Origin of the sequence: Sinorhizobium sp. 22678, from assembly GCF_052044265.1 — a bacterium.
GTDB lineage: Bacteria > Pseudomonadota > Alphaproteobacteria > Rhizobiales > Rhizobiaceae > Sinorhizobium > Sinorhizobium meliloti_A.
In genome coordinates, this window is the sequence record NZ_JBQEMS010000011.1 from 171,491 (window position 1) to 197,989 (window position 26,499).

A 26,499-nucleotide genomic window follows, 5' to 3' on the forward strand; every position below is an offset into this window, starting at 1 on the left:
TGATGAAGTCTCTCGGAAGTATCCGGCGTTCTTTCGCGCCATGGGCGGACCCCGCCTCCAAGCCTTTCATTTCCGTCAAGAACGTCACCAAGAAGTTCGGTGACTTCACCGCCGTGGACGATCTTTCGCTGAACATCTATACGCGCGAATTCTTCGCCCTGCTCGGCGCTTCGGGCTGCGGCAAATCCACCCTCCTGCGGATGCTGGCCGGTTTCGAGCAGCCGACATCGGGCGAAATCATCCTCGACGGCCAGAGCCTGGCGGGCATCCCGCCCTACCGCCGCCCCGTCAATATGATGTTCCAGTCCTATGCGCTGTTTCCGCACATGACGGTCGAAAACAACGTCGCCTTCGGCCTGAAGCAGGACGGAATGCCGAAAGCGGACATCTCCGAACGCGTCGCGCAGATGCTGAAGCTCGTCAAGCTCGAGAAGTTCGCCAAGCGCAAGCCGCATCAGCTTTCCGGCGGCCAGCGCCAGCGCGTCGCCCTTGCCCGTTCTCTGGCAAAGCGGCCGAAGGTGCTGCTGCTCGACGAGCCGCTCGGCGCGCTCGACAAGAAGCTGCGCGAGGAAACGCAATTCGAGCTCATGGACCTCCAGCAGGAACTCGGCCTCACCTTCGTCGTCGTCACTCACGACCAGGAGGAGGCGATGACCATGGCGGACCGCATCGCGGTCATGAGCCACGGCAAGGTCGTCCAGGTGGCGACGCCTGCGGAGATCTACGAAGCGCCGAATTCGCGCTTCGTCGCCGACTTCATCGGCGACGTGAACATATTCGACGGCAAGGTCACCTCGGCCGAAGACGGCTATATACGTGTCGAGACGACGGGCGGTATACCGGTCCGGATGGCGTCGCCGGAAACGCCGGGAAACGGCGCAAAGGCGGCCGTCGCCATCCGGCCCGAGAAGATCAGAATTGGCCGGCAGCCGCCGGCGCATGCGCCGGTGAACGCCGCCGAGGGCGAGATATGGGACATCGGCTATCTCGGCGACATGACGGTTTTTCACATCCGGCTGAAGGACGGCAAGGTCGTCAAGGCGTCATCGCTGAACGCGGCGCGGGCGGTCGAGGACCCGCTCGGTTACGACCAGCAGGTCTGGATCTCCTTCGGTGAAGATGCGGGCGTCGTTTTGAAGGATTGAAGCCATGGCGAAACTCGCCTCAGCCATCGTCAGCCGCCTGGTCATAATCATTCCCTATGCCTGGCTCCTGTTCTTCTTCCTCATCCCTTTCTTCATCGTCTTCCGCATCTCGCTGTCGCAGACGGCCGTCGCTATGCCGCCCTATATGCCTGTCTTCGACCTGGCGGGCGGCCTTTCCGGCGTCGTGGAGAAGCTCGGTGAATTCTCGCTCGACAATTACGTATGGCTGACGGAGGACGTCCTCTATTTCAACGCCTATATATCGAGCGTCGTCATCGCCGCCATCTCGACCCTGCTGACGCTCCTGATCGGCTATCCGATCGCCTACGGCATGGCGAAGGCGCCGCGTTCGCTGCGACCCACGCTGCTGATGATGGTGATCCTGCCCTTCTGGACGAGCTTTCTGATCCGCGTCTATGCCTGGATCGCCATCCTGAAGCCGGAGGGCCTGCTCAACCAGTTTCTGTCGGCGGTCGGCCTGATCGATCAGCCGCTCATCATCCTCAACACCAATTGGGCGATCTATATCGGCATCGTCTATTCCTATCTGCCCTTCATGGTGCTGCCGATATACTCGGCGCTTGAGAAGATGGACCATTCGCTGACCGAAGCCGCCCAGGACCTCGGCTGCACGCCTGCCGCCGCCTTCTGGCGCGTGACCTTTCCCCTGTCGCTCCCCGGCGTCGTGGCCGGCTGCCTGCTCGTTTTCATTCCGGCTGTCGGCGAATTCGTGATTCCCGACCTCCTCGGCGGCTCGGAAACGCTGATGATCGGCAAGACCTTGTGGAGCGAGTTCAATTCCAATCGCGACTGGCCGGTTTCGTCTGCCGTGGCGATCATCCTGCTCATGATCCTGGTGATACCCATCGTCTATTTCCAGAACATCCAGGCCAGAACCGACGGCGAGGGGAGGTGAGCTATGGAGAAGTGGTCCCGTTTCAACATCGCCTCGGTCGTTCTAGGCTTCGGCTTTCTCTATCTGCCGATCGTGCTCCTGGTGATCTTCTCCTTCAACGAGTCGAAACTGGTCACCGTCTGGGCGGGCTTCTCGACCAAGTGGTACAGTCAGCTCTGGCATAACCAGGGCCTTCTGGACGCGGCCTGGGTAACGATCCGGGTGGCGTTCCTTTCGGCGACCTGTGCGACCGTTCTCGGAACTCTGGCGGCACTCGCGCTGGTGCGCTACACCCGATTTCGCGGCCGCGTTCTCTTTTCCGGCATGGTCTATGCGCCTCTGGTGATGCCGGAGGTGATCACCGGCCTGTCGCTGCTGCTGCTCTTCGTGGCGATCGGGTTCGACCGCGGTTTCTGGACGATCACGCTCGCCCATATCACCTTCACCATGTGCTTCGTCGCGGTCGTGGTCCAGTCGCGTCTTCTGAGCTTCGACCAGTCGATCGAGGAGGCGGCGCTCGATCTCGGCGCGACCCCGGTCAGGACCTTCTTCGCGATCACGCTGCCGGTGATCGCGCCGGCGGTCTTTTCCGGCTGGATTCTCGCTTTCACGCTCTCCCTCGACGATCTCGTGATTGCAAGCTTCACGACCGGGCCGGGCGCCACGACGCTGCCGATGAAGATCTACAGCCAGGTCCGCCTGGGCGTGACGCCGGAAATCAATGCCATCTGCACGATCCTGATCGGCATCGTCGCTTTGGGTGTGATCGTCGCATCGATCGTCACGAAGCGTCGTGAAGTCCAGCGCGAAAAGGACGAGCGAGCAGCCTTCGCGGCGATTGGTTGAGCGAGGGCGTGTTGGGGTTCATCTCGCGTTTGTGACGGCTGCTCGGAGGAGTGCCATCTCTTTCCCTCCTCATCTCTCACGAGCACAGGGGTGAGGAGATCAAACAAGCCGCGGCGAGAATCCCAATCTCAACAGGCTTCAAAGCATCCACGAAAAGTGTGTAACGGTTTTCCGTCCGGAAGTGCGTTGTCTCAAAGATGTTACTGTGGACTGAGGAGAACCGAGAGCGGTGAGATTACTGCGTTCGGCCAGGACCCGCCGATGAAGAATTGCAGCGGCTCCTTGCCGGCCTCGGGGCCCGCGAGCGTTCCCGCCAGGGCGAGACTGCCGCTTCGATAAGGGATGACGCCGGTCACCGAAATATTGCCGGCGGGGCCGACGAAAGCGGCCCGGTCCAGCCGCGCGGTGCCGCTGCCGAAGGTCGCCTCGATGTCGGCCGTCTGGAACTCGAGCGTGCCGTCGCTTGCCTGCGACAGGGAGAAGAATTCCCCCTTGCGCACGAGATCGGTGAAGGCGTGAACGTCGAAATCGGCGAGCCTGCCGTTGGTGAGCGAATAATCGAGACGGCCGAAGACATCGGCGATCCCCGTCTCCCAGAGGGGGCGGCCGGTGGCAAGATCGACGCTGAGAACGCCCCGGCCGGTCGGCACGGGACCCTTGAGGCCGAAGCTGTCGAGGACGGCAGCGAAGTCGGCGTCTTTCAGGTTCATCTGCAGCTTGCCGCCTTGCCCCAGCCCTTTTTCCGAGAGCACGGCGCGGCCGCTCAGCCTGCCATTCGCATAGGTGCTGTCGCCGATGTCGAGCGAAACCCGGCTTCCATCGATCATCACCCCGGCAGCGACATCGGTCAGGTGCAACGGACCGGCCAGGACTTCCTGGGACGACAGCCGGACATCCAGACGCCAGCCCCCGACAAGAGCCTGGGCCATCCGCCATCCGCGGTCGTCCTCCTGCGCCGGCTTCAGCGTTGTCAGGGGCAAGCCGTTGAGGTCGATCCGGTCGAAGGCGAGCGTGCCTTCCACGCGCGGCTCCTTGCCGGACGGCAATTGCACATCCAGAACGCCCGTCGCCGTGGCTTCGCCGACCGCCAGCTGCAGGTCCTCGAGCTTCAACGCCGTCTCACCGGTGGTCACCCTCGTATCGATACTGAACCCGCCCGGAGGCAATCCCGCATCCGGAGCCCCGCGGTACCACGCGGCAAGCGCTGCCAGTGAAGGTGCGGACATCTGCAGATGGCCGAAGGCGAAAGGCTGGGTCGAGAAATTGCCGGTACCCTCGAACGAAAAGGTCAACGGAGCCGAGGTGAGCGATGTCTTGAGAGCGGCGTTGCGCCTGGCAAAGAGGGCGAGCGGCTCCTCGCATACGAAGGCCCAGCCCACCGCTTCGCCGCCGATGAGCGCCGAGAATTGTGCGCTCAGCCGCCCTCCGAAGGAAGGCCATTTGAGGGTACCGGAAATCCCCGCGACGTCTATTCCCTCACCGGTTGGCGCCATGTGGTCGACAACGCGGAAGCGGCCATTCTCGATGGTGATGTCTCCGAAGGGAGCCTCGTCACGCGGCACGGTATTGCCCGGCGGCACCAGCCAGTCCGGTTTTTGCCAGTTGAACGCGCCGTCGGCCCCGCGCTCGAGCGTGAGGACCGGATCGACGAGCGTGATCTCGTCAAGAGCCTGTTCGCCACGAAGTGCGGAAAGCAGGCTGAACGAAGCGGTGATGCGGCCGATCTCTGCAAGCGGGCGCGGTTCGGGTCCGGTGGAGACGATCGTCGTTGCGGGGAGCGTCACCACGGGTTCCGGCCAGAACCGGACTTCCGGCTCGCCGCTGATCTTGCTTTTCCCGCCCGACCAGTCGTCGAGCATCCGCTCCATCGCCGCGCGGGCCTCGGTCGTCGAAACCACGAGCGGCAGCGCAGCATTGTATGCGGCGGCGAGGGCGATGCCTATGGCGGCCGACCAAACGAGGTGGCGCCGGCGAAGCCGCGCCCACAGGCGCGAACCGCCCAATATCTGGAACATCTTCCTCGTCATTTCGGTCGGACTGCCATCGCCTCGGGTAAGCCGCTTGGATAGGACTTCGGCCTGCATAATGCAAATGCCACTGACATGGAAATGTCGCCGTCGCGATCATGCGGAGCCGCATCCGCACTGTTTGTTCCGCGCTGCAGCATGATATAGAAAAGTCCGAAGAGCGGAGGAAAGCATGCAAGCAGAACGGCCTTTATGGATTCCGGACAGGGAAATTCTCGAGCGCAGCCCGATGGCTGAGTTCATCGCCTGGTGCGGGGAGCGCTTCGGGCGCAGCTTCCCCGACTATGATGCCTTTCACGACTGGTCGGTGACCGAGCGCGGCGATTTCTGGACCGCCGTATGGGAGCATTGCAAGGTGATCGGCGAAGGCGGAGAAAGGGCGCTCGTCGACGGCGACCGGATGCTCGACGCCCGCTTCTTTCCGGAAGCGAAGCTCAATTTCGCCGAAAACCTGCTGCGCAAGTCGGGGACCGGCGATGCCCTGATCTTCCGCGGCGAGGACCAGGTGAGCTATCGGCTGACCTGGGACGAACTGCGCGCCCTGGTGTCGCGTCTGCAACAGGCGCTGAAGGCGCAGGGGATCGGCGTCGGCGACCGCGTCGCCGCTATGATGCCGAATATGCCGGAGACGATCGCCCTCATGCTTGCGACCGCTTCGGTCGGCGCCATCTGGTCGTCCTGTTCGCCCGATTTCGGCGAGCAGGGCGTTCTCGATCGCTTCGGCCAGATCGCCCCCAAGCTCTTCGTCGTTTGCGACGGCTACTGGTATAACGGCAAGCGGCAGGACGTGGACGCGAAGGTGCGTGCGGTGGCCAAGGCGCTCGGGGCGCCGACCGTCATCGTTCCCTATGCGGGAGACAGTGCCGCGCTTGCGCCGACCGTCGATGGCGGGGTGACGCTTGCCGATTTCATCGCCGAATTCCAGGCCGGACCGCTTGCCTTCGAGCGCCTGCCGTTCAGCCACCCGCTCTATATACTGTTCTCCTCGGGCACGACCGGCGTACCCAAATGCATCGTCCATTCTGCCGGCGGAACGCTGCTGCAGCACCTCAAGGAACATCGCTTCCATTGCGGGCTGAGGGACGGCGAGCGGCTGTTCTATTTCACCACCTGCGGCTGGATGATGTGGAACTGGCTGGCCTCGGGCCTCGCCGTAGGCGCCACGCTGTGCCTCTATGACGGCTCACCTTTTTGCCCCGACGGCAACGTGCTCTTCGATTATGCCGCCGCCGAACGCTTCGCCGTGTTCGGCACGTCGGCGAAATATATCGACGCCGTGCGCAAGGGTGGATTCACCCCGGCAAAGACGCACGACTTGTCGTCCTTGCGGCTCATCACGTCCACCGGCTCGCCGCTTTCGCCGGAGGGCTTCTCCTTCGTCTATGACGGCATCAAGGCCGATGTCCAGCTCGCCTCGATTTCCGGCGGCACCGACATCGTCTCCTGCTTCGTGCTCGGCAATCCCCTGAAGCCCGTGTGGCGCGGAGAGATCCAGGGCCCCGGCCTCGGCCTCGCCGTCGATGTCTGGAACGACGAAGGCAAGCCGGTGCGCGGCGAAAAGGGCGAACTCGTCTGCACCAGGGCGTTTCCGTCGATGCCAGTCATGTTCTGGAACGATCCGGACGGTGCGAAGTATCGAGCCGCCTATTTCGACCGCTTCGACAACGTCTGGTGCCACGGCGATTTTGCCGAATGGACGCCGCATGGCGGCATCGTCATCCACGGCCGCTCCGACGCGACATTGAATCCCGGCGGCGTGCGCATCGGCACGGCGGAAATCTACAACCAGGTCGAACAGATGGATGAAGTCGCCGAAGCACTCTGCATCGGCCAGGACTGGGAGGACGATGTCCGCGTCGTCCTGTTCGTGCGGCTTGCCTCCGGAGTCGAGCTGACCGAAGGACTGACAAGGGAGATCAGGAACCGCATCCGGTCCGGCGCCTCGCCGCGGCACGTGCCGGCGAAGATCATCGCCGTCGCCGACATCCCTCGCACCAAGTCCGGCAAGATCGTCGAACTGGCTGTGCGCGACGTGGTGCACGGCCGACCGGTCAAGAACAAGGAAGCGCTGGCGAACCCGGACGCTCTCGACCTCTTCGCGGGGCTGGAGGAACTCAAGAGCTGAATTCGTCTATGACCTGCGTTCGAGCGACCGGGACACGAGGATGACGGGGACCATCCCGGCCAGGACGATGATCATCGCCGCAACGGAGGCGTCTTCCACCTTCGCCCGCGAGGCATCCTCGTAGACCAGCGTCGCGAGCGTATTGAAATTGAACGGACGCAGCATGATGGTCGCGGAAAGCTCTTTCATCGTCTCTATGAAGACGAGGAGCGCGGCCGTCAGCACTGCGGGCCGCATCATGGGCAGGAGGACCGCCCGCAGCGTCTGGCCGCTCGTGCGTCCGAGCGCGCGTGCGGCCATGTCCAGATGCGGCGACAGTTTCTGGAAGCCGGCCTCGAGCGTCCCTTCCGCCATGGTCAGGAACCGGACCGTGCAGGCATAGATGATGGCAAAGCCGGTGCCGCTCATGAGCAGGCCGGTGGAAATCCCGAAAAGCCCCCGCATCTCGGCGTCGATGGCGTTGTCCAGGGCCGCGAGCGGAAAGAGCACCCCGATTGCCAGGACCGTCCCGGGCACGCCATAGCCGAAGGAGGCGAGCCGCCCGGCGATATCGCTGATGCGCGAACGCCCGGTGCGCGCGGCATAGGCGAGCACGAAACCCAGGAGCACGGTCGCAAACGCCGTCAGGCCGGAGACGAGGATGCTGTGCAGCAGCGCACTCAGGAGGCGCGGCGCCAGGAACTGGTCGAGGCGTTTCAGGGCATAGTCGCCCAGAACGAGGAAGGGAACGGCAAAGCCCGACAGTGTCGGCAGAAGGCAGGCGGCCGTCGCTGCCCATTTCTTCCAGCCGGAAAGTTTCAGCCGCGCGGCATCGTGAACTGCGGCCGTGGTCTTCTGGCTCGCAAAGCGCTGTCTGCGGCGCGCCGCCCTCTCGACCATCATCAGCGCGATGACGAAAACCAGCATGATGCAGGCGATCTGCGCCGCGCCGGCGAGGCTGCCGCGGTTGAGCCAGGTGTCGAAGATGGAGAAGGTCAGGGTCTGCACGCCAAGAAATTCGACCGCCCCGATATCGTTCAGCGTTTCCATGGCAACGAGCGTGAGGCCGATCATGATCGCCGGCCGCGCCATCGGAAGCTGGACGCGAAAGAAGACCTTCAGCGGTCCGGCGCCGAGCGTCCGGGCTACGTCCGCGGCAGCGCGGCCCTGCATGAGGAACATGGAGCGGCAGGCGAGATAGATATAGGGATAGAGCACCGAGCTCAGCACGAGCACGGCCCCGCCGAGGGAGCGCACGTCGGGAAACCAGTAATCGCGGCTCGTCTGAAATCCGAAGAGGGCTCGGATCAGACCCTGCACAGGGCCGGTGAAGGTGAGCAGCTCCCCGAAGGCATAGGCCGAAAGATAGGCCGGTATGGCAAGCGGCAGCACCAGGGCCGCGGAAAGGAAGCGGCGTAACGGAAATTCATAGGTTGCCACCAGCCAGGCGGTGACGATGCCGATCACGGCGGTGGCGGTGCCGGTGAACAGGACCAGGAGAAGCGTGCGACCGGTTGCGCGCGGGATCACGTTTTCGATGAGATGCGGCCAGTCTGCGGTGCCGCCGGAAATGGCGAGCCACGCAATGGCAAGAATCGGCATGAGCACGACGGCGGAGGCGAGTCCGGCCCAGCCGGTGAGCAGCGGATGGTGAAGGCCGGTGCCGGAGCTGGCGTAGCGCCGCTTGAGGCTTTTGGCGGTGAAGTGCAAACGATCCGTCCGAAGCAATGCCGATCGAAATGACGAGTGAGGAAACGGCCCGCAGTTTCCTCAACCTTCGAGAACCGACAAACTGGTTCCTTCAGGTCAACATTTCCTTACAGCATTCGGTTTCAATTGGCCAAGACGCGTTGTGAGGGAAAGGATATTTCCACCAGTGTGCCCTCGTTCGGGGCCGAAGTGATGGCAAACTGCGCTCGGTTCGCTTCCGCCATCGCCTTCGTCAGCGGCAGGCCGAGGCCGGTGCCATCGCCACGCTTGCGGCCGCCGGTCGTGACCTGACGGAAGGGCTTCATCGCCTGGTCGAGCTCGTTGCGGGTCATGCCGATGCCGGTGTCGCGGATTCTCAGCATGACGCTGCCATTGGCCTCGTAGGACGTCGACACGACGATCTGGCCGCCCGACGGCGTAAAGCGGATGGCATTCGCGAGGATGTTCAGGGCGATCTGCTTGATCGAACGGTCGTCGGCGACGACTTCCGGCACGGAGCCCGACAGCGAGGTGCGGATGATCACGCGCTGGCTATTGGCCTGCGGCTGCACCAGCGACACGGCCTCGGAAACGGCCTCATTGAGATCAACGGCGCCGAAGTCGAGATCCATCTCGCCGGCCTCGATCTTCGAGATGTCGAGCAGATCGTTGACGATGTCGAGGACATGCCGTCCCGACCGGCCGATGTCGCCGGCATATTCGATATAGCGCGGATGGCCGATGGGGCCGAAATGCTCGCTGGCCATCATGTCGGAAAACCCGATAATGGCGTTGAGCGGCGTGCGGATCTCGTGGCTGACCCGGGCCAGGAATTCCGTCTTGTGAGCATTTGCCGTCTCGGCGGCGCGCTTGGCGTTGCGAAGTTCCTCTTCGGTCCGCTTCCACTGGGTGATGTCGCGGATGACGGCGCAATAACCATTGGAGGAGGAGAGCCGGCCGATGGTCATGAACAGCGGAATGAAGCCGCCGGCGGCCTCGCGGCCGATCACTTCCCGGCCATCGTTGAGCACGCTTGCGACGCCGTGGCCGGAAAGGCCCTGGAGATAGTCGATCACCGCCTTCTGGCTCTCATGGGCGAAGAGCGCGGCGAACGGCTTTCCGCGCATATCGGCCTCGTCATAGTCGAAAAGCGCGCTTGCGGAGCGGTTCATCGTCCGGATGTCGCCGTCCCGTCCGAGGACCACGACCCCATCGGTCGCGGTTTCCAGAATCGATCGGAGCTCGTCGATCTCCATCCGGAGCCGGCTTGCTTCTGCCGCTCCTTCGTCTTCGAGCGCCTGCTTCTCGGCTTCGCTTGCGCCGGCCGGGGTCAGCGCAAGCATCAGCGCGCTCTTTCCTTCCCAGCGGATCGAATGCAGGTGGGCGCCGACGGGAACGAGCCTGCCATCCTTGCGGACCAGCGTCATGGTTCCGTTCGGCTTTGCCGCGCCTGCCTCGTTTCCGAGAGCGAACAGGGCCTCGAGGCCACCCTCCTGCTCGAAGGCTTCGAGATCCTCATATCCGGTCAGCCGCAGGAATTCCGCATTGGCATGCAGCAAGGCGTCGCCATGGTGAACCAGCAACGCGACCGGCAGCCTGTCGAGGATCTCGCTGCTCATGGCTGCGCCGTTGCGTGCGGCGAGGCCGGGCTCCGTTGCCGCAGCAGGGGTCTCGCCCGCCGGCGTCGCATCGTGCCGTCCGCCTGGCGCCTCGGCTTCCTCCGTCTGTCGGCTTTCTTCCATGGCAGCCGGCGTGCTCAGGGAGGTGTCCGTTGCGTGCCGGCCTTCGGATTTGCCCTCCTGCGGCAGCGGTTGAGGGGCGAAATGCTCGCCGAGCTGCCTTGCAATCTCGCGGAAGGCCGCCTGCTCGCCGCGGGTCAGCGCGCCGGCTCCCGCCGGTCGGCGCTCGTCGAGGTCGATGACCTTGTCGGAGGCCTGCCGTCCGGCCGTTTCGACGACCCGCAGCGCGGGCTGTTCGCCGCGGAAAGGGTCTTCCGATACGTCCTGTGCAACCTCGGCCGCATCTTTCCCGCTCTCGGCGGCAGGGCCGGTCCTGGAGCCAGCTTCAGCCTGCGGCGCATCGGCGCCCTCAGCCGACATGTCGCTTGAAGCCTGCGCGATCTGCGCCGGTGCCGGCCGGTCGAGCGAAAGCCCGGCCGCCTTCGCGTCCGGCACGGCGTCGGCGACCCTGACAATGCCGAAGCCGCGGAAGCCGTCGAACTCGCGCGAACGGGAATAGGTGGGAAGGGCGGCGAGATCGACCGGCACCTTGAGATTGGTTCCCTGGACCGGCCAGAAGATCGTTTTGCCGGACCAGGTATCGCGGCGGTGCAGAAGCTCGTTGATCTTGTCGTCGGGGTCGAGATCGTAGCGGTCGGCGAGATCGGTGAAGGTCACGCCGATCACGTCGGCGGCCTTCGGGCCGACGGCTGACGCGAACTCTTCGGAGATTTCGCTGAAACGTCCCTCCGCGTCGATCTTCCAGACGAACCGAACCGCCCGTCCGCCGGCCGCAAACGCAAAGTCGGCGGTTTCGCCGCCACGATTCGCATCGCCAGCCGGTTCGCCGGAAGCCGGTTCGGCTTCAAGCGGCGTTTCAGGCTCGGCGAGATCGGCCGCCTCGGCCTCGTCCTTCGGAGCGAGCTCCCCTTGCGCATCCTCCGCGGTGCCGTTCTCGACAGGCACTTCGTGTTCTCTCGCTGCAGCCGCCTCCGGGGCCTCGGCTTCCTCAACGGGCGCCTCCGCCTGGTCCGTCTCCGCCGGTGTCGCGGACGGAGGAACCGCCTCTCGTGTTTCGCTCGACGGCGCAGGTGCGGCGGGGATCGCCTGCTCCTGCGCTGTTTCGCCGACGGCCTCTCCGGTCTCCGGTTTTTCGAGGATTGCCTCCACCGCGAAGAGCAGGTGGAGGGCCGGGTGGTCCGAAATCTTGCCGACTGCAGCCGGCAGGCGCCCTTTTTCCGTCGCGACCGGACGCTTGATCAGGCGATCCTTGTCGTTCGCAGCGGCTGCAACGAGCGTTCGGCGAATATCCGCCGAAAGGCCAAGACTCTCGAAGCCGGGCGAGCCGGCAATGATGGACCCGTCGCTATCGAGCACGGCCATGTGCGTGTCCGGGCCGTCGAGCCCGGCAATCATAGCCTCTGCGCGGGCCTCGGCCGAAAGCGCCTTGCCGTTGTTCGGCGCGGTGAACAAAATTGCCTCTTCCCCGGGCGCGATGCGGATCATCTCCACGGCGGCGTTGAGCGGAAGCCGGCGAAAGCCCGATGCCATACGGATCAGAAGCTGCCGGCGGTCCCCGACGGCCGCGAGCTGCGCCGCGGCGGCGCGCAGCTGGCGAAGCGAAAGATCGCTCGGATCGAGGTCGGTATCGATGAAATCGTAGACCGAGGCCGTCCCGAACAGCTTTGCGCCCTGGTCGTTGGCCCATAGCACCCGCGCGACACTCTTCGAAAAAAGGACGGACGCATCCCCCCGGGCAAAATGCTCCCGCACCCGTGCATGCACGGCAATGTCGATGAAGGGGTACTGTCTTTCGGGCATCGGCAGACCTACTGACGGATCGCTTGCGCGTTAACGCTCTATTAATACCCAGCCCATCGGCGAGGGTCCAGCAACGGTGCGGCCTCGGCCACGTCTTTCGGCGCGGAAGGTTAATGTGCACGGTTTATTGTGCGATGCACAAATTTATTGCAACGCACAACAAAATCGGCTATAGAACCGTCATCAATCAAAACGGCGCCTCTGAAGAGGGCCACACCAAGGAGCGCATGAAATGGCTACCAGGAAGACCGAAGACGCATTTTCCCTCTCTTTCGACCCGACCAAGTTTGCCGACAGCTTCCGCGAGTTCGCCGAAAAGGGCGCCGCGCAGTCGAAGGAAGCCTACGCCAAGATGAAGACCGCGACCGAGGAAGCAGCGAAGACTGTCGAAGCGACGGTCGAGAGCGCTCAATCGGGCACCGTCGAACTCGGCCTCAAGGCCATCGACGCGCTGCGCACCAATGCCGAAAGCTCGCTCTCGCACATGGAAGCTCTGCTCGGCGTAAGGTCGCTCTCCGAACTCGTCGAACTGCAGACCGCCTTCATCCGCAAGCAGGCAGAGCTTGCCGTCGAGCAGGCGAAGACGATGCAGGAAGCAACGCGCAAGGTCGCCGAGAACGTTGCCAAGCCCGGCAAGGATGCCGCGGAAAAGGCGATGTCCAGCCTCAAGAAGGGCTGATCGGCCGCGCCGTATCAATCGGATTCGAAGCAAAGACCGGGTGGCTTGCCATCCGGTCTTTTTGCTGGATAATCTGAACTTAAGGCTTGCAAATCGGTGTGAGTGACCGTATGTGAGCCGCCAAGCGACGACCCGAATAACATTGGAGTCGCCTGTCGAGTGCGGTTGTAGCTCAGTTGGTTAGAGCGCAGGTTTGTGGCACCTGAGGTCGGTGGTTCGAGACCACCCAACCGTACCATTTCTTTCAAGACATACCCTTCCAGCCGGTCCACGATCCGCAAGGCTCGTGTTTGTGGTCGAACGCCCAGGCGGCGAAAGAGCCGATAGGTTATTACCGTGCTTCCGGAGGAAGTGGGGGCAGTAGCTGCTCCACGAACATCGCAAAAAGTTCCCGCTGGCTCGAGATGTTCAGTCTCTTGTAGATGTTCTGCCTATGCAGTTTGACGGTTCCTTCCGTCACGGAGAGTATCTGTCCAATCGCATAATTGCTGTTCCCCCTCAGAATAAGCTGCACGATTCGCCGCTGCTGGTAAGTAAGGCGATCCTCGCAAAACGAAGCGAAGGCCGTCTCCATGAGGTCGTCCAGACGGAGCTGACGGTCATTCGCGCGCGCATCGCGCCAGTGCGAGCGCACCGTTTCGCGAACGAAGGGCTCGATCTGCTTCAGTCTTTCCACCTCGTCGGCTGAAAAGGGAAGGCCTTGCGAACGCATGAGCGAATACACGGCATTGAAGCCTCCCTCCAGCGGGATGAGAAAGCCGATTTCCTCCACGAGTGAGCCGGCCTGCATGGAGATGCAGGGGTGAACCTCTCTGGAACTGTAGAATTCGGAATCGAAGAATTCGTCCGGGGCGAGCTCCCGCATTCGCCAGATCCCCGGCTGAAGGTTCTCTGTGCAGGCAGTGTAGAAAGGGTCGAACAGATATGCGCCGTCGAGATAGGCTTTGAGCGCCGAGGCCTCGGCATGCTGCCGATAGCCGTCGTGCAAGAGCAGCGGCCTTGAATCAAAGGGGAAGCCGAAGATCGCCGACAGGTCGAACGGTGCCACTCTCGCGAGCATGTCGTCGAGCGCGTCCGGCAATGTCGGCCTGCCGATCTGTCCCACGACAGTGGCAATGGCCGATAGGTCTGGCACTTCGGTCTTCTGCACTCGATCCTCGTTGCGTCGGGGATGTGGCCCCGACCTTATCACCTTTGGAATATAGACTGCTTCGTCACGCTGCGGCAATCTGACCAAGTGGAACAAGCATCATAGCTGCCTTAGCCGACCGGGACATCAAGACGCCGAGAGAGCCGTCCTCCAGTCCGCGCCGGCAGGCAGCACGACGACGGCTGGAGGAGCACGTGGCTGGTCGACTGGACGGAAAAATTGCGCTTATCAGCGGCGGGGCAGGGGGGTGTGGTCTCGCCGCCACCGAACTTTTCGCTCGGGAGGGCGCAGCGGTCGGGATCGTGGATCTCCCGCAGAGCGATGGCGAGGCCATCGCCGCCCGCCTCCGCAGCGAGGGCTTCAGAGCGGCATTCGCCTCGGCCGACGTGTCGGACGAACGTCAGGTAACGCAAGCGGTGGAGAGGGTTTCGGGAGAACTCGGACCGATCACGGTCCTGTTCAATCACGCGGGCACCATCGTCATTCGGCCGTTTCTGGAGACCACGGTCGACGAGTGGGACCGGCTGATGGCCGTCAACGTGCGCAGCATGTTCCTTATGACCCGCGCCGTCCTTCCCCAGATGATCGACGCCGGAGGCGGATCGATCGTCTGCACCTCTTCCATATCGGCGGTGGCCGCAACGCCGATGGAGGTCCTTTACAATACGACCAAGGGGGCGTGCCACATGTTCGCCCGATCCGTCGCCGTGGAGTTCAGGGATCGGAACATCCGGTGCAATGCGGTTTGCCCCGGTTTCATCCAGACGGCGCACGGCCAAAGGGAAGTCGAGGAGTTGACCCGCTACGGGGTCGATGTCTCCGAGGCGGCGATCGCCGCCCAGCAGGGGCGGATGTGCCGGCCGGACGAGGTCGCCAAGGCCGCCCTTTATCTTGCGAGCGACGACGCAAGCTTCGTCAGCGGCGCCCATCTGTTCGTCGACAATTGTTTTACAGCGGTGTGAGGGGAGAAACATGGCTTTCGAGAAAGGTGGAGTCTGGCGGAACTGGGTAGGCAATCAGTACTGCGTATCGCAATACAAGGCCTCGCCCGAAACCGAATCCGAATTGGCCGAGCTGGTCGCAGAGGCGGACAGGCGGGATCTCGGAGTGCGCGTTTCGGGTTCGGGCCACTCCTTCACGCCGGTCGTCGGGACCAGCGGTCTCCTTTTGTCGCTGGCAAATCTCAGGGGCGTTCAGAACGTCGACAAGGCGCGCAAGCAAATTACCGTAGCAGGCGGAACGCGCATCAACGAGGTGGGCAAGACGCTGAAGCAGCACGGACTGTCGCTGATCAATCAGGGCGATATCGACAGCCAGGCGGTGGCCGGCGCCTTTACCACCGGAACCCACGGGACCGGGATCAAGCTCGGAAACATGGCGTCTTCGATCGCCGGGATGAGGATCGTCAAGGCGAACGGGGAAATTCTCGACATCGATGGGAGCAACGAAGAACTGCTCCACGCGGCCCAAGTCTCGGTCGGCACGCTCGGCGTCATCTCCTCCATGACGCTCAACGTCATGGACGCCTATAACCTGCACGAGCGGCTGTGGCGTGACGACTTCGAGACCTGCATGGAGCGCCATGACGAACTGGCCGCAAATCACCGGCATTTCGGATTTTTCTGGTGCCCGACGCCGGAAAGCCGTCACCTCTACTGCCTGCCGGATACCTCGGCCGTCTCGTCCACGAACAAATTGGCCGATGTCTGCGAAATGAAGGTGATGGATATCACCGACGCGGCGCCCATGGAGAGCGAGTTCGAAAAGATCGCCTACAGTTCGGAAGTCTATCCCATCGAATACGTCCCCAACTTCGTCGAACTCGAATATGCGGTGCCCCTCGAACACGGCAAGGCAGCGGTCAGAGCCGTGCGCGATCTCATGCTCAACAAGCATACGAACTGCATCTATCCGATCGAATATCGCTTCACCGCCGGCGATCCGGCGTGGATGAGCCCCTTCCATCACCAGGACAGCATCACGCTTTCCGTCTCGGGGGGCCCGGGGATCGATTACTGGGCGTTTCTGAAGGACGTCGACCAGATCCTGCGCGGATACGACTCGCGGCCGCATTGGGGGAAGATGCATTTCCTCGACACCGACGATGTGACGCATCTCTATCCGCGCGCCGGGGACTTCCGTTCGCTACGAAGGGAACTGGACCCGAAGGGGCGCTTCCTGAACGACCATCTGAAGATGCTGCTCGGCTGACGTTCATGATGTCAGGTCGAGTTCAGACGCGGGATGCGGGCGAAACCGCATACAGTTTTCCTCACCCCGCTCTAAACGAATATCTGATGCTCCGCCGTCACCAGTTCCTGCAGAAACGCTGCGACCGTACGCACGCGCACCAGGTCGCGGGCGCTCTCGTGATAGGTCGTCCAATAGGCGCGGCGGATCGTCGTTTGGGGGAGCAGGCGTACAAGCTCCGGATATTGCCGGGCGATGTAGTTATGCAGGATGCCGATGCCAGCGCTGGAGCGGGCGGCTTCGGTCTGGCCGGTGGCGCTTGAGATTTCGAAGGAGGCGTTCCAGCTGCGCATGACCTCGCTGGAGAAATTGAGCGACGGTGTGAAGATCAGATCCTCCACATAGCCGATCCGCCGATGGTTCTTGAGATCGTCGACAGTCCCGGGTGTGCCGTAGCGGCCAAGATATTCTGCCGATGCGTAGAGGCCCAGTGTATAATCGGTAAGCTTGGACGAGACGAGCCGCCCCTGTTCCGGCCGTTCGATGGTAATCGCGATATCGGCCTCGCGCTGCGACAGCGAGAAGGAGCGCGGAACAGGAACGAGCTGGAGCTTCAATTCCGGGTAACGTGCCGTGAGCCGCCCGAGACGCGGCGCCAGGAACGAGACGCCGAAACCATCAGGGGCGCCGATGCGCACCGTGCCCGCGATCGCCGTATCGATCCGCCCGACCTGCGATTGGGCGGCGAGCATCTCGGTTTCCATGCGCTCGGCCGCGGCAAAGAAGACCTCGCCTTCGGCCGTTAGTTCGCAGCCGTTGGGACGCCGGATGAGGAGCTTCGCTTTCAGCTTTTCCTCGAGTGCGGTAACCCGCCGGCTGAGCGTCGCGTGATTGATGCCGAGCCTTTTCGAGGCGGCGAGGATCTGGCCCGTCCGCGCGACGGCCAGAAATACCCGGACGTCGTCCCAGTTCATGCGAGCGCTTTCATGGACTTTAATTTGCGCACAACGGTTCCTGAAATTCGGAAATTGAATTGTTGAAATCGTAGTGCGATCATGAGGGCACAATCAAGGGTCAGGAGAAACACTCATGTATGAACTCGGTCATTTCATCGACGGCAAGCGCGTTGCCGGCACGAGCGGTCGCGTCAGCAACATCTTCAACCCGGCAACGGGCGAAGTTCAAGGCACCGTGGCGCTGGCGAGCGACGCGGACCTGGCCGCCGCCGTCGAGAGCGCCAAGGCTGCCCAGCCCAAATGGGCCGCAACCAACCCGCAGCGCCGCGCCCGCGTCTTCATGAAGTTCGTCCAGCTCCTGAACGACAACATGAACGAGCTGGCCGAGATGCTTTCCCGCGAGCACGGCAAGACCATCGACGACGCCAAGGGCGACATCGTGCGCGGCCTCGAAGTCTGCGAATTCGTCATCGGCATTCCACACCTGCAGAAGAGCGAATTCACCGAAGGCGCCGGTCCCGGCATCGACATGTACTCGATCCGCCAGCCGGTCGGCGTCGGCGCCGGCATCACCCCGTTCAACTTCCCCGGCATGATCCCGATGTGGATGTTCGCCCCGGCGATCGCCTGCGGCAATGCATTCATCCTCAAGCCTTCCGAACGCGATCCCTCCGTGCCGATCCGCCTTGCCGAACTGATGATCGAAGCCGGTCTGCCGGCGGGCATCCTCAACGTCGTCAACGGTGACAAGGGCGCGGTGGATGCGATCCTGACGCATCCCGATATCGCCGCCGTTTCCTTCGTCGGCTCGACCCCGATCGCCCGCTACGTCTATGGCACGGCGGCGATGAACGGCAAGCGTGCGCAATGCTTCGGCGGCGCAAAGAACCACATGATCATCATGCCGGACGCCGACCTTGACCAGGCGGCCAACGCCCTCATCGGCGCCGGCTACGGTTCCGCGGGCGAGCGCTGCATGGCGATCTCGGTCGCCGTTCCGGTCGGCGAGGAAACCGCAAACCGGCTGATCGACAAGCTTGTTCCGATGGTCGAAAGCCTGCGCATCGGTCCCTATACCGACGAAAAGGCCGATATGGGCCCCGTCGTCACCAAGGAGGCGGAGCAGCGCATCCGCAGCCTGATCGACAGCGGCATCGAGCAGGGTGCGAAGCTCGTGGTCGACGGCCGCGACTTCAAGCTGCAGGGCTATGAGAACGGCCACTTCATCGGCGGCTGCCTCTTCGACGACGTCACACCCGACATGGACATCTACAAGACCGAAATCTTCGGACCCGTCCTGTCGGTCGTCCGCGCCAGGAATTACGAAGAGGCCCTGTCGCTGCCGATGAAGCACGAATACGGCAACGGTGTCGCCATCTACACCCGCGACGGCGATGCGGCGCGCGACTTCGCCTCCCGCATCAATATCGGCATGGTCGGCGTCAATGTTCCGATCCCGGTTCCGCTCGCCTACCATTCCTTCGGCGGCTGGAAATCCTCGTCCTTCGGCGACCTCAACCAGCATGGGCCGGACTCGATCAAATTCTGGACGCGGACGAAGACGATCACATCCCGCTGGCCGTCCGGCATCAAGGATGGAGCCGAGTTCTCGATACCGACGATGCGATAACGCGGCAGCGAACGCCTGCTTCGACCGGGGCCTCCTTCGGGAGGCCCTCCGATTGGATCGAGGAGGCGGCGCGAATAACCGTTCGTCCCACTGGAGCCGTCACGAAAACGGCGGGCATGCGCCCGCCGTCCTCGTATTGCTTAGATCGTCGGTCTCAGTCCTGCGGGCCGTCGTTGTAGCCGATCTTGTCGACGATTTCCGAGGCCTTCTTGCGGTTTGCCGCGATTTCCGCAAGCGGCAGCGTGTCCGGCTTGATCTCACCGAAGGACTTCACGACTTCCGACGGTTCGGCGCCCGGCAGAACCGGATACTCGAAGACCTGTTCGGCATAGATTTTCTGCGCTTCGCCTTCCGACAGGAATTCCATGAGCTTGAGGGCATTTTCCTTGTTCGGCGCGTTCTTGGCGAGCGCCATGCCGGAGATGTTCACATGCGTGCCCCGGTCCTTGGTGTTCGGGAACAGCACCTTGATCGCCGAAGCCCATTCCTTCTGCTCGGGCTCCTTCTCGTTGGTGATCATAAGGCCGACATAGTAGCTGTTGCCGAGCGCAATGTCGCATTCGCCGGCGAAGATCGCCTTGGCCTGGTCGCGATCGCCGCCGTCCGGCTTCTTGGCGAGATTGTTCCTGAGGCCGGTCAGCCATTTTTCCGCTTCGGCTTCGCCGTGGTGGGCGATCATGGAGGCGAACAGGCTGACATTATAGGAGTGCTGGCCGTCGCGGGTGCAGATCTTGCCCTTCCACTTCGGGTCGGCGAGTTCCTCATAGGTGATGTCGTCCTGCGCGACGCGCTCCTTCGAGGCATAGACGACGCGGCCGCGTGTCGTCAGGCCGAACCAGTTGCCGTCCGGATCCCGGAAATGGTCGGGAATGTCCTTGTTGATGGTCTCGTTGACGACCGGCTGCGTCACGCCCGCGTCCTTCGCTTCGGTCAGGCGGCTGATGTCCACGGTCAGAATCACGTCGGCTGGAGAGTTTGCGCCTTCCGCCTGGATGCGCTCGACAAGACCCTTGTCGAGGAAGAGGACGTTGGTCGTAATGCCCGTCTTCTCGGTGAAGGCGTCCAAAAGCGGCTTAATGAGGTCCGGCTGCCGGTAAGAGTAGATGTTGACCTCTCCGTCGGCTCGGACCGCCGTAGAGGCAAGAAACGTCGCCGCTATGGACAGCGCTCCGATCAGCGCTTTTGAAATTTGCATGGTGCTCTCTCCTTTTTCGTGTTTTAAACTTAACTAACTCAATCATATTTCTGCCGTCCGCCGGCGCGTCAGTCAACAGCGAAAAGGTAAAGAGATAACCTTCGTGAATATTTCCACTTTTTGGAATTGTTCCAAACTGCGATCCGTCCTATATGATGAGGCACGAATTTATCGAATCCGGAGCAAAAAATGCGTCTGACGAAGCAAACCAACTACGCGGTACGCATGTTGATGTACTGTGCTGCGAACGGCGAGAAGCTCAGCCGCATTCCCGAGATTGCCAGGGCTTACGGCGTATCCGAGCTGTTCCTCTTCAAGATTCTGCAGCCGCTCACGAGAGCCGGCCTGGTCGAGACGGTGCGCGGCCGCAACGGCGGCGTCCGCCTGCCGAAGCCGGCGTCGGAGATCACCCTTTTCGACGTCGTCAAAGTCACGGAAGACAGTTTCGCCATGGCGGAATGCTTCGAGGCGGGCGAGATCGACTGCCCGCTGGTGGACAGCTGCGGCCTCAACGCCGCGCTGCGCAAGGCGCTGAACGCCTTTTTCGAAGTGCTTCAGGGGTACACGATCGACGACCTGGTCAAGGCCAGGCCGCAGATCAACTTCCTCCTGGGCCTGGAAGAGCCGGTGCGCCCGCAGACCTCGGCCGCCTGAGTTCACTCGCGTCTGCGAGCTTGTGGCCGAGAGGCTCTGCCCTGAAGCAGCGTGAGAGCGGGACGGAAAACCCGCGTACGCTGGCGGCAACTCATCCGCGAACTGCTGCTTCCAGTCGACAGGTCTTGCTTCCGGCGGGCGATCTCGGCACCTTGAAGGTAGCGAGCATTTTCGAGGTCGAATGTTTCCCTTCGACAGCGCAGCTTAGAGTTTATCTGCATTCCCCTTGAGAGTTCGCGACTCGCATTGCTTGCCCCGGAACCGCGGCTGCCGGCGAAAGTCGGGGATAGTTCCGCATGCTCTGTTTGCGGAAGAATTTTTCGCATAGACAAAATTCCAAAGCGACTTATTGCATTGCGACGCCAAATGTCGTTCCATCCGCCCTTGACCGGGTGTAAACGTCATGCCGTGTCAGATAAATTGCGAGAACAAAAACAAATCTGGGAAGCAAGCTCATGAAAAAGCTCACTACTCTCTTGGCAGCGACGGCGATTGCCACGCTGATGGCCGGCACCGCCTGGTCGAAAACGTTCGTCTTCTGCTCGGAAGGGTCGCCGGAGGGCTTTGATCCCGGCCTCTATACGGCCGGCACGACCTTCGACGCTGCCGCGCATACCGTCTACAGCCGTCTTCTCGAGTTCAAGAAGGGCACGACGGAGACCGAGCCCGGGCTCGCCGAAAGCTGGACGATTTCCGACGACGGCCTTGAATATACTTTCAAGCTGCGTCCCGGCGTCAAGTTCCAGACGACCGAGTTCTTCACCCCCACTCGTGAACTGAACGCCGACGATGTGATCTTCTCGATCGAGCGCCAGTGGAAGTCCGACCATCCGTGGCACGGCTACGTAAGCGGCGGTTCCTGGGAATATTTCGCCGGCATGGGCCTGCCGGAACTGCTCGAGTCGGTCGAGAAAGTCGACGACATGACGGTCAAGATCAAGCTGAAGCGCAAGGAAGCGCCGTTCCTCGCCAACCTTGCCATGCCCTTCGCTTCGATCATGTCGAAGGAATATGCCGACAAGCTGCAGGCCGAAGGCAAGATGAACCAGCTCAACCAGATGCCGCTCGGCACCGGTCCTTTCGCCTTTGTCGGCTACCAGCAGGACGCGGTCATCCGCTACAAGGCTCATCCGGACTTCTGGGGCGGAAAACAGAAGATCGATGATCTGGTCTTCGCGATCACCACGGATGCGGCCGTTCGCTTTCAGAAGCTGCAGGCCGGCGAATGCCACCTGATGCCCTATCCGAACGCGGCCGATGTGGAAGCCATGAAGGCCGATCCGAACCTCAAGGTGATGGAGCAGGCCGGCCTCAACGTCGCCTATCTCGCCTACAACACGACGCAGGCGCCTTTTGACAAGGTCGAAGTGCGCAAGGCCCTGAACAAGGCGATCAACAAGCAGGCGATCGTCGATGCCGTCTTCCAGGGACAGGCGCAGCCGGCGGTCAACCCGATTCCGCCGACGATGTGGTCCTATAACGAACAGATCGAAGACGACACCTACGATCCGGAAGCGGCCAAGAAGATGCTCGAGGATGCCGGCGTCAAGGACCTTTCGATGAAGGTCTGGGCAATGCCTGTCGCGCGTCCCTACATGCTGAACGCCCGTCGCGCCGCCGAACTGATGCAGGCGGACTTTGCAAAGGTCGGCGTCAAGGTCGAAATCGTCTCCTACGAATGGGCGGAATATCTCGAGAAGTCCAAGGCGAAGGACCGCGACGGTGCGGTCATCCTCGGCTGGACGGGCGACAATGGCGACCCGGACAACTTCCTCGACACTCTGCTCGGTTGCGATGCCGTCGGCGGCAACAACCGCGCGCAGTGGTGCAACAAGGAGTTCGACGACCTCGTCACGAAGGCGAAGGAAGCATCCGACGTCGCAGAGCGCACCAAGCTCTACGAGGAAGCGCAGGTCATCTTCAAGCGCGAAGCTCCCTGGGCAACGCTCGACCACTCGCTCTCCATCGTCCCGATGCGCAAGAATGTCGAAGGCTTCGTGCAGAGCCCGCTCGGCGACTTTGCTTTCGACGGCGTTGATATTGTAGAGTAATCTTATCGACAGATCCGAAGGGGGCGTTTGCCGCTGGCGAGCGCCCCTCTTCCTTTTTGCCAGTGCCGCCACTCATGCGGGCACGGTTGGCATGAGGTTTGACTATGTTCCGATTCCTTCTGGGGCGTTTGGCAGTGCTGATCCCGACTTTCATCGGGGTTTCCATCATCGCCTTTTCCTTCATCCGCCTGCTTCCCGGCGATCCCGTGGCGCTGCTTTCCGGCGAACGGGTGATGTCGCCGGAGCGGCACGCCGAGATCTCCCACCAACTGGGCTTCGACCGCCCCATCGTCATGCAGTACCTGGATTATCTCTGGGGCGTTCTGCAGGGCGACTTCGGAACGTCGATCGTCACCAAGAAGCCGGTGATCGATCAGTTCATGGAGCTCTTCCCGGCGACCGTCGAGCTGTCGCTCTGCGCCATCATCTTCGCGGTGGTCGTCGGCATCCCCGCTGGTGTCGTCGCGGCAGTCAAGCGCGGGTCCATCTTCGACCAGATCATCATGGGCACCGCGCTCATCGGCTTCTCGATGCCGATCTTCTGGTGGGGCCTGCTGCTGATCATCGTCGTCTCCGGCATTCTGCAGTGGACGCCGGTGTCCGGGCGTATCTCGTTGATGTTCTTCTTCCCGTCGGTCACCGGCTTCATGCTGATCGACTCGCTATTGTCCGGCCAGGAAGGGGCGTTCCAGTCGGCCTTCAATCACCTCATCCTGCCGACGATCGTTCTCGGCACCATTCCGCTCGCCGTCATTGCGCGCCAGACCCGCTCTGCAATGCTCGAAGTGCTTTCCGAGGACTATGTGCGCACGGCACGTGCCAAGGGGCTCTCCACCTTCCGTGTGGTCGGCATTCATGCGCTGCGCAATGCGATGATCCCTGTCGTCACCACCATCGGCCTGCAGGTCGGTGTGATGCTGGCGGGCGCGATCCTGACGGAGACGATCTTCTCCTGGCCGGGGATAGGCAAATGGATGGTCGATTCGGTCTTCCGGCGCGACTATGCCGTCATACAGGGCGGGCTTTTGATCATCGCCGCGGTCATCATGCTGGTGAACCTCGCCGTGGATCTGCTCTACGGCCTGATCAACCCCCGCATCCGGCACTGAGGAGAGCGATATGACCGAAGTTACCGCGACAACCGCCATATCGACCGATCCGACGCGCCGGGCGCGTCTCGCCGAATTCTGGTACTATTTCTCGGAGAACCGCGGCGCCGTTATCGGCCTGTTCTTCTTCCTGTTCCTGGTGCTGCTCGCCATCTTCGCTCCGCTGGTGGCACCCCATAACCCGACCATCCAGTTCCGCGAGGCGGTGCTGCTCCCGCCCGTCTGGCAGGAAGGCGGCCGCGCGACTTTCCTGCTCGGGACCGACGCCGTGGGCCGCGATATGCTCTCCCGTCTCATCTACGGCACACGGTTCTCGCTCTTCGTGGGCGTCATCGTGACGGTTCTGTCCCTGACGGGCGGAATCCTCGTCGGCGTCATCGCCGGCTATTTCCGCGGGTGGATCGACACGGTCATCATGCGGATCATGGACATCATCCTGGCCTTCCCGTCGCTCCTGCTGGCGCTCGTCCTGGTGGCGGTGCTGGGGCCGGGCCTCACCAATGCGATGATCGCGATCGCGCTGGTTTTCCAGCCGCATTTCGTCCGCCTGACGCGGGCGGCGGTGATGACGGAGAAAACGCGCGACTACGTCGTGGCGGCGAAGGTCGCCGGAGCCGGACATGCGAGGCTGATGTTCAAGACCATCCTGCCGAACTGCATGGCCCCGCTCATCGTCCAGGCGACGCTCTCGTTTTCGAGTGCGATCCTCGATGCGGCGGCACTCGGCTTCCTGGGTATGGGTGCGCAGCCGCCGACGCCGGAATGGGGAACGATGCTGGCGGAAGCACGCGAATTCATCCTCCGTGCCTGGTGGGTCGTGACGCTTCCCGGCCTCGCTATCCTCGTGACCGTTCTGGCAATCAATCTGATGGGCGACGGCCTGCGCGACGCACTCGACCCCAAGCTGAAGAGGTCCTGACATGGCGCTTCTCGAAATCGAAAACCTCGTCGTCGAATTCCAGACGGCGTCCGGGCCGTTCCGAGCCGTCGACGGCGTCTCGCTCAAGGTGCATGAGGGCGAGGTCCTGGCGATCGTCGGGGAATCGGGCTCCGGCAAATCCGTGTCCATGCTTGCCGCCATGGGGCTTCTGCCCTGGACCGCCAAGGTGACCGCGGACAAGCTCGCCTTCAACGGACGGGATCTATTGAAGATGCCGGCCTCCGACCGTCGCAAGATCGTCGGCAAGGACATTGCGATGATCTTTCAGGAGCCCATCGCCAGCCTCAATCCGTGCTTCACGGTCGGTTTCCAGATCGAGGAAGTGCTGCGCATACATATGGGTCTCGACCGGGCAGCGCGGCGCAAGCGCGCGATCGAGCTGTTCGATGCGGTCGGCATTCCCGACCCCGCCGAGCGCCTCGGGCACTTTCCGCACCAGATGTCGGGCGGGCAGTGCCAGCGCGTGATGATCGCCATCGCGCTTGCCTGCAACCCGAAACTGCTCATCGCAGACGAGCCGACGACCGCACTGGACGTGACGATCCAGAAGCAGATCCTCGATCTCCTGATGAAGCTGCAGCAGGAATACCGCATGGGCCTCATCATGATCACCCATAACATGGGCGTCGTAGCGGAGACGGCGGATCGCGTCATCGTGCAGTACAAGGGCCGGAAGATCGAAGAGGCGGATGTCCTTTCGCTGTTCGAGTCGCCGAAGAGCAATTATACCCGCGCGCTTCTCTCGGCCTTGCCGGAGAATGCGACGGGAGACCGGTTGCCGACGATTTCCGAACTTTTCAATGAGCAACAGATGCTCGAGGGAGCTGCTCGATGACCCATGTTCTCGAAGCCCGCAACCTGGTGCGCGACTATCATATTCCCGGAAACCTGTTCCGTGCGGCGCGCACCGTTCATGCGCTGAAGGGCGTAAGCTTCACGCTCGACGAGGGCAAGACGCTCGCGATCGTGGGCGAAAGCGGCTGCGGCAAGTCTACGCTCGGACGCATCATCACGCTCATCGACCCGGCGACGGCGGGCGAGCTGTCGATCGACGGCAAGACGGTCGACATCGCGCGCGAGGGGCTGACGGCGGAGATGCGCCGCAAGGTTCAGATCGTCTTTCAGAACCCTTACGGCTCCCTCAATCCTCGCCAGAAGATCGGCGATATTCTCGCGGAACCGCTCATCATCAACACCAAGGTTCCGGCAGGCGAACGCCGAGAGCGGGCAATGGCGATGTTGAAGAAGGTCGGCCTCGAGGAGAAGCACTACAATCGCTATCCGCACATGTTCTCCGGCGGCCAGCGGCAGCGCATTGCGATTGCCCGTGCGCTGATGCTCAATCCTAAGCTTCTGGTTCTGGATGAGCCGGTTTCGGCGCTCGACCTCTCCGTACAGGCGCAGGTTCTGAACCTGCTCGCCGATCTGCAGGACGAATTCAAGCTCACCTATGTCTTCATCAGTCACGATCTGTCGGTGGTGCGCTACATCGCCGATGACGTAATGGTGATGTATTACGGCGAAGCGGTCGAGTATGGCAGCCGGGACGCGGTATTCTCCGACCCGCAGCACGATTATACGAAGACGTTGTTCGCGGCGACGCCGCGGGCGGATGTTGCCAGCATCAAGGCCCGGCTCGCCCGGAAGAATGCCGCCTGAGCGGAAATACGTATCACCCAAATGCCGGCAGACCGTTGTTC

20 protein-coding genes and 1 tRNA gene are annotated in these 26,499 nt (G+C 62.4%); 15 read left to right on the forward strand and 6 right to left on the reverse strand.

All coding sequences use genetic code 11. The features are described 5' to 3' along the window. The first annotated feature begins 2 nt into the window (after window positions 1-2). From ACTJKL_RS18285 to ACTJKL_RS18295, 3 genes are read left to right on the forward strand one after another with little or no spacing between them, the layout of a single operon-like run. Window positions 3-1,145 (forward strand): ABC transporter ATP-binding protein, encoded by a 1,143-nt coding sequence (locus ACTJKL_RS18285; protein WP_440853476.1) that lies wholly within the window; start codon window positions 3-5, stop codon window positions 1,143-1,145. A 4-nt stretch (window positions 1,146-1,149) separates the two neighbouring features. Further along, window positions 1,150-2,061: an ABC transporter permease subunit gene (locus ACTJKL_RS18290; protein ID WP_338278259.1), complete on the forward strand. Its 912-nt coding sequence runs from the start codon at window positions 1,150-1,152 to the stop codon at window positions 2,059-2,061. Between the two features lie 3 nt (window positions 2,062-2,064). Next, the gene (locus tag ACTJKL_RS18295; protein WP_018094270.1) at window positions 2,065-2,886 is read left to right on the forward strand and encodes an ABC transporter permease subunit; all 822 of its coding nucleotides are present in this window, start codon (window positions 2,065-2,067) and stop codon (window positions 2,884-2,886) included. A 200-nt stretch (window positions 2,887-3,086) separates the two neighbouring features. Here ACTJKL_RS18295 and ACTJKL_RS18300 read toward each other — a convergent pair whose 3' ends face one another. Next, window positions 3,087-4,913, reverse strand: a complete 1,827-nt coding sequence (locus ACTJKL_RS18300; RefSeq protein ID WP_440853477.1) for an AsmA family protein — start codon at window positions 4,911-4,913, stop codon at window positions 3,087-3,089. A gap of 172 nt (window positions 4,914-5,085) precedes the next feature. Here ACTJKL_RS18300 and ACTJKL_RS18305 point away from each other — a divergent pair, with 172 nt between their 5' ends. After that, window positions 5,086-7,038: an acetoacetate--CoA ligase gene (locus ACTJKL_RS18305; protein ID WP_275596736.1), complete on the forward strand. Its 1,953-nt coding sequence runs from the start codon at window positions 5,086-5,088 to the stop codon at window positions 7,036-7,038. Between the two features lie 6 nt (window positions 7,039-7,044). Here ACTJKL_RS18305 and ACTJKL_RS18310 read toward each other — a convergent pair whose 3' ends face one another. Together ACTJKL_RS18310 and ACTJKL_RS18315 are read right to left on the reverse strand one after the other, a co-directional pair. After that, entirely contained in the window at window positions 7,045-8,727 is a 1,683-nt protein-coding gene (locus tag ACTJKL_RS18310) for an ABC transporter permease (protein ID WP_275596735.1), read from the reverse strand. 122 nt (window positions 8,728-8,849) lie between these two features. Beyond that, a complete protein-coding gene (locus ACTJKL_RS18315) occupies window positions 8,850-12,245 on the reverse strand; it encodes a PAS domain S-box protein (protein ID WP_440853478.1) in 3,396 nt (1,131 codons plus the stop codon). Window positions 12,246-12,477: 232 nt separating this feature from the next. Between ACTJKL_RS18315 and phaP1 the strand changes: the two genes are divergently transcribed. Next, on the forward strand, window positions 12,478-12,924 hold the full coding sequence (gene phaP1 / locus ACTJKL_RS18320) for a phasin PhaP1 (protein ID WP_003527110.1): 447 nt from the start codon (window positions 12,478-12,480) through the stop codon (window positions 12,922-12,924). Between the two features lie 161 nt (window positions 12,925-13,085). Then, a tRNA-His gene (locus tag ACTJKL_RS18325) sits at window positions 13,086-13,162 on the forward strand. Between the two features lie 93 nt (window positions 13,163-13,255). Here the strand turns inward: ACTJKL_RS18325 and ACTJKL_RS18330 are convergent. Beyond that, window positions 13,256-14,074: a helix-turn-helix transcriptional regulator gene (locus ACTJKL_RS18330; protein ID WP_324762949.1), complete on the reverse strand. Its 819-nt coding sequence runs from the start codon at window positions 14,072-14,074 to the stop codon at window positions 13,256-13,258. Between the two features lie 194 nt (window positions 14,075-14,268). Here ACTJKL_RS18330 and ACTJKL_RS18335 point away from each other — a divergent pair, with 194 nt between their 5' ends. Beyond that, window positions 14,269-15,036: an SDR family NAD(P)-dependent oxidoreductase gene (locus ACTJKL_RS18335; protein WP_100669497.1), complete on the forward strand. Its 768-nt coding sequence runs from the start codon at window positions 14,269-14,271 to the stop codon at window positions 15,034-15,036. A 10-nt stretch (window positions 15,037-15,046) separates the two neighbouring features. After that, window positions 15,047-16,285 carry an FAD-linked oxidoreductase, L-gulonolactone oxidase family gene (locus ACTJKL_RS18340; RefSeq protein ID WP_275596732.1) on the forward strand — a complete coding sequence of 413 codons (1,239 nt, stop codon included), beginning with the start codon at window positions 15,047-15,049 and terminating at the stop codon, window positions 16,283-16,285. Between the two features lie 71 nt (window positions 16,286-16,356). Here ACTJKL_RS18340 and ACTJKL_RS18345 read toward each other — a convergent pair whose 3' ends face one another. Further along, window positions 16,357-17,238, reverse strand: coding sequence for a LysR family transcriptional regulator (locus ACTJKL_RS18345; RefSeq protein ID WP_100669493.1), 882 nt, complete (start codon window positions 17,236-17,238; stop codon window positions 16,357-16,359). A gap of 115 nt (window positions 17,239-17,353) precedes the next feature. On the opposite strand from ACTJKL_RS18345, the gene ACTJKL_RS18350 reads away from it, so the two are divergent. Beyond that, window positions 17,354-18,850 carry a CoA-acylating methylmalonate-semialdehyde dehydrogenase gene (locus ACTJKL_RS18350; protein ID WP_100669491.1) on the forward strand — a complete coding sequence of 499 codons (1,497 nt, stop codon included), beginning with the start codon at window positions 17,354-17,356 and terminating at the stop codon, window positions 18,848-18,850. Window positions 18,851-19,004: 154 nt separating this feature from the next. Here the strand turns inward: ACTJKL_RS18350 and ACTJKL_RS18355 are convergent, their stop codons facing one another. After that, window positions 19,005-20,045, reverse strand: a complete 1,041-nt coding sequence (locus ACTJKL_RS18355; protein ID WP_440853479.1) for a Fe(3+) ABC transporter substrate-binding protein — start codon at window positions 20,043-20,045, stop codon at window positions 19,005-19,007. 189 nt (window positions 20,046-20,234) lie between these two features. Here ACTJKL_RS18355 and rirA point away from each other — a divergent pair, with 189 nt between their 5' ends. The 6 genes from rirA to ACTJKL_RS18385 all read left to right on the forward strand — a co-directional run bounded on the left by rirA (window position 20,235) and on the right by ACTJKL_RS18385 (window position 26,458). Beyond that, on the forward strand, window positions 20,235-20,699 hold the full coding sequence (gene rirA / locus ACTJKL_RS18360; protein WP_018094280.1) for an iron-responsive transcriptional regulator RirA: 465 nt from the start codon (window positions 20,235-20,237) through the stop codon (window positions 20,697-20,699). Between the two features lie 455 nt (window positions 20,700-21,154). After that, entirely contained in the window at window positions 21,155-22,750 is a 1,596-nt protein-coding gene (locus ACTJKL_RS18365) for an ABC transporter substrate-binding protein (RefSeq protein ID WP_440853480.1), read from the forward strand. A 104-nt stretch (window positions 22,751-22,854) separates the two neighbouring features. Next, entirely contained in the window at window positions 22,855-23,859 is a 1,005-nt protein-coding gene (locus ACTJKL_RS18370; RefSeq protein WP_018094282.1) for an ABC transporter permease subunit, read from the forward strand. Window positions 23,860-23,869: 10 nt separating this feature from the next. After that, a complete protein-coding gene (locus tag ACTJKL_RS18375; protein WP_018094283.1) occupies window positions 23,870-24,778 on the forward strand; it encodes an ABC transporter permease subunit in 909 nt (302 codons plus the stop codon). 1 nt (window position 24,779) lies between these two features. Next, the gene (locus ACTJKL_RS18380; RefSeq protein WP_018094284.1) at window positions 24,780-25,634 is read left to right on the forward strand and encodes an ABC transporter ATP-binding protein; all 855 of its coding nucleotides are present in this window, start codon (window positions 24,780-24,782) and stop codon (window positions 25,632-25,634) included. After that, window positions 25,631-26,458 carry a dipeptide ABC transporter ATP-binding protein gene (locus ACTJKL_RS18385; protein WP_440853481.1) on the forward strand — a complete coding sequence of 276 codons (828 nt, stop codon included), beginning with the start codon at window positions 25,631-25,633 and terminating at the stop codon, window positions 26,456-26,458. Before ACTJKL_RS18380 ends, ACTJKL_RS18385 begins: the two co-directional genes overlap by 4 nt. The last annotated feature ends 41 nt before the right edge of the window (window positions 26,459-26,499 follow it).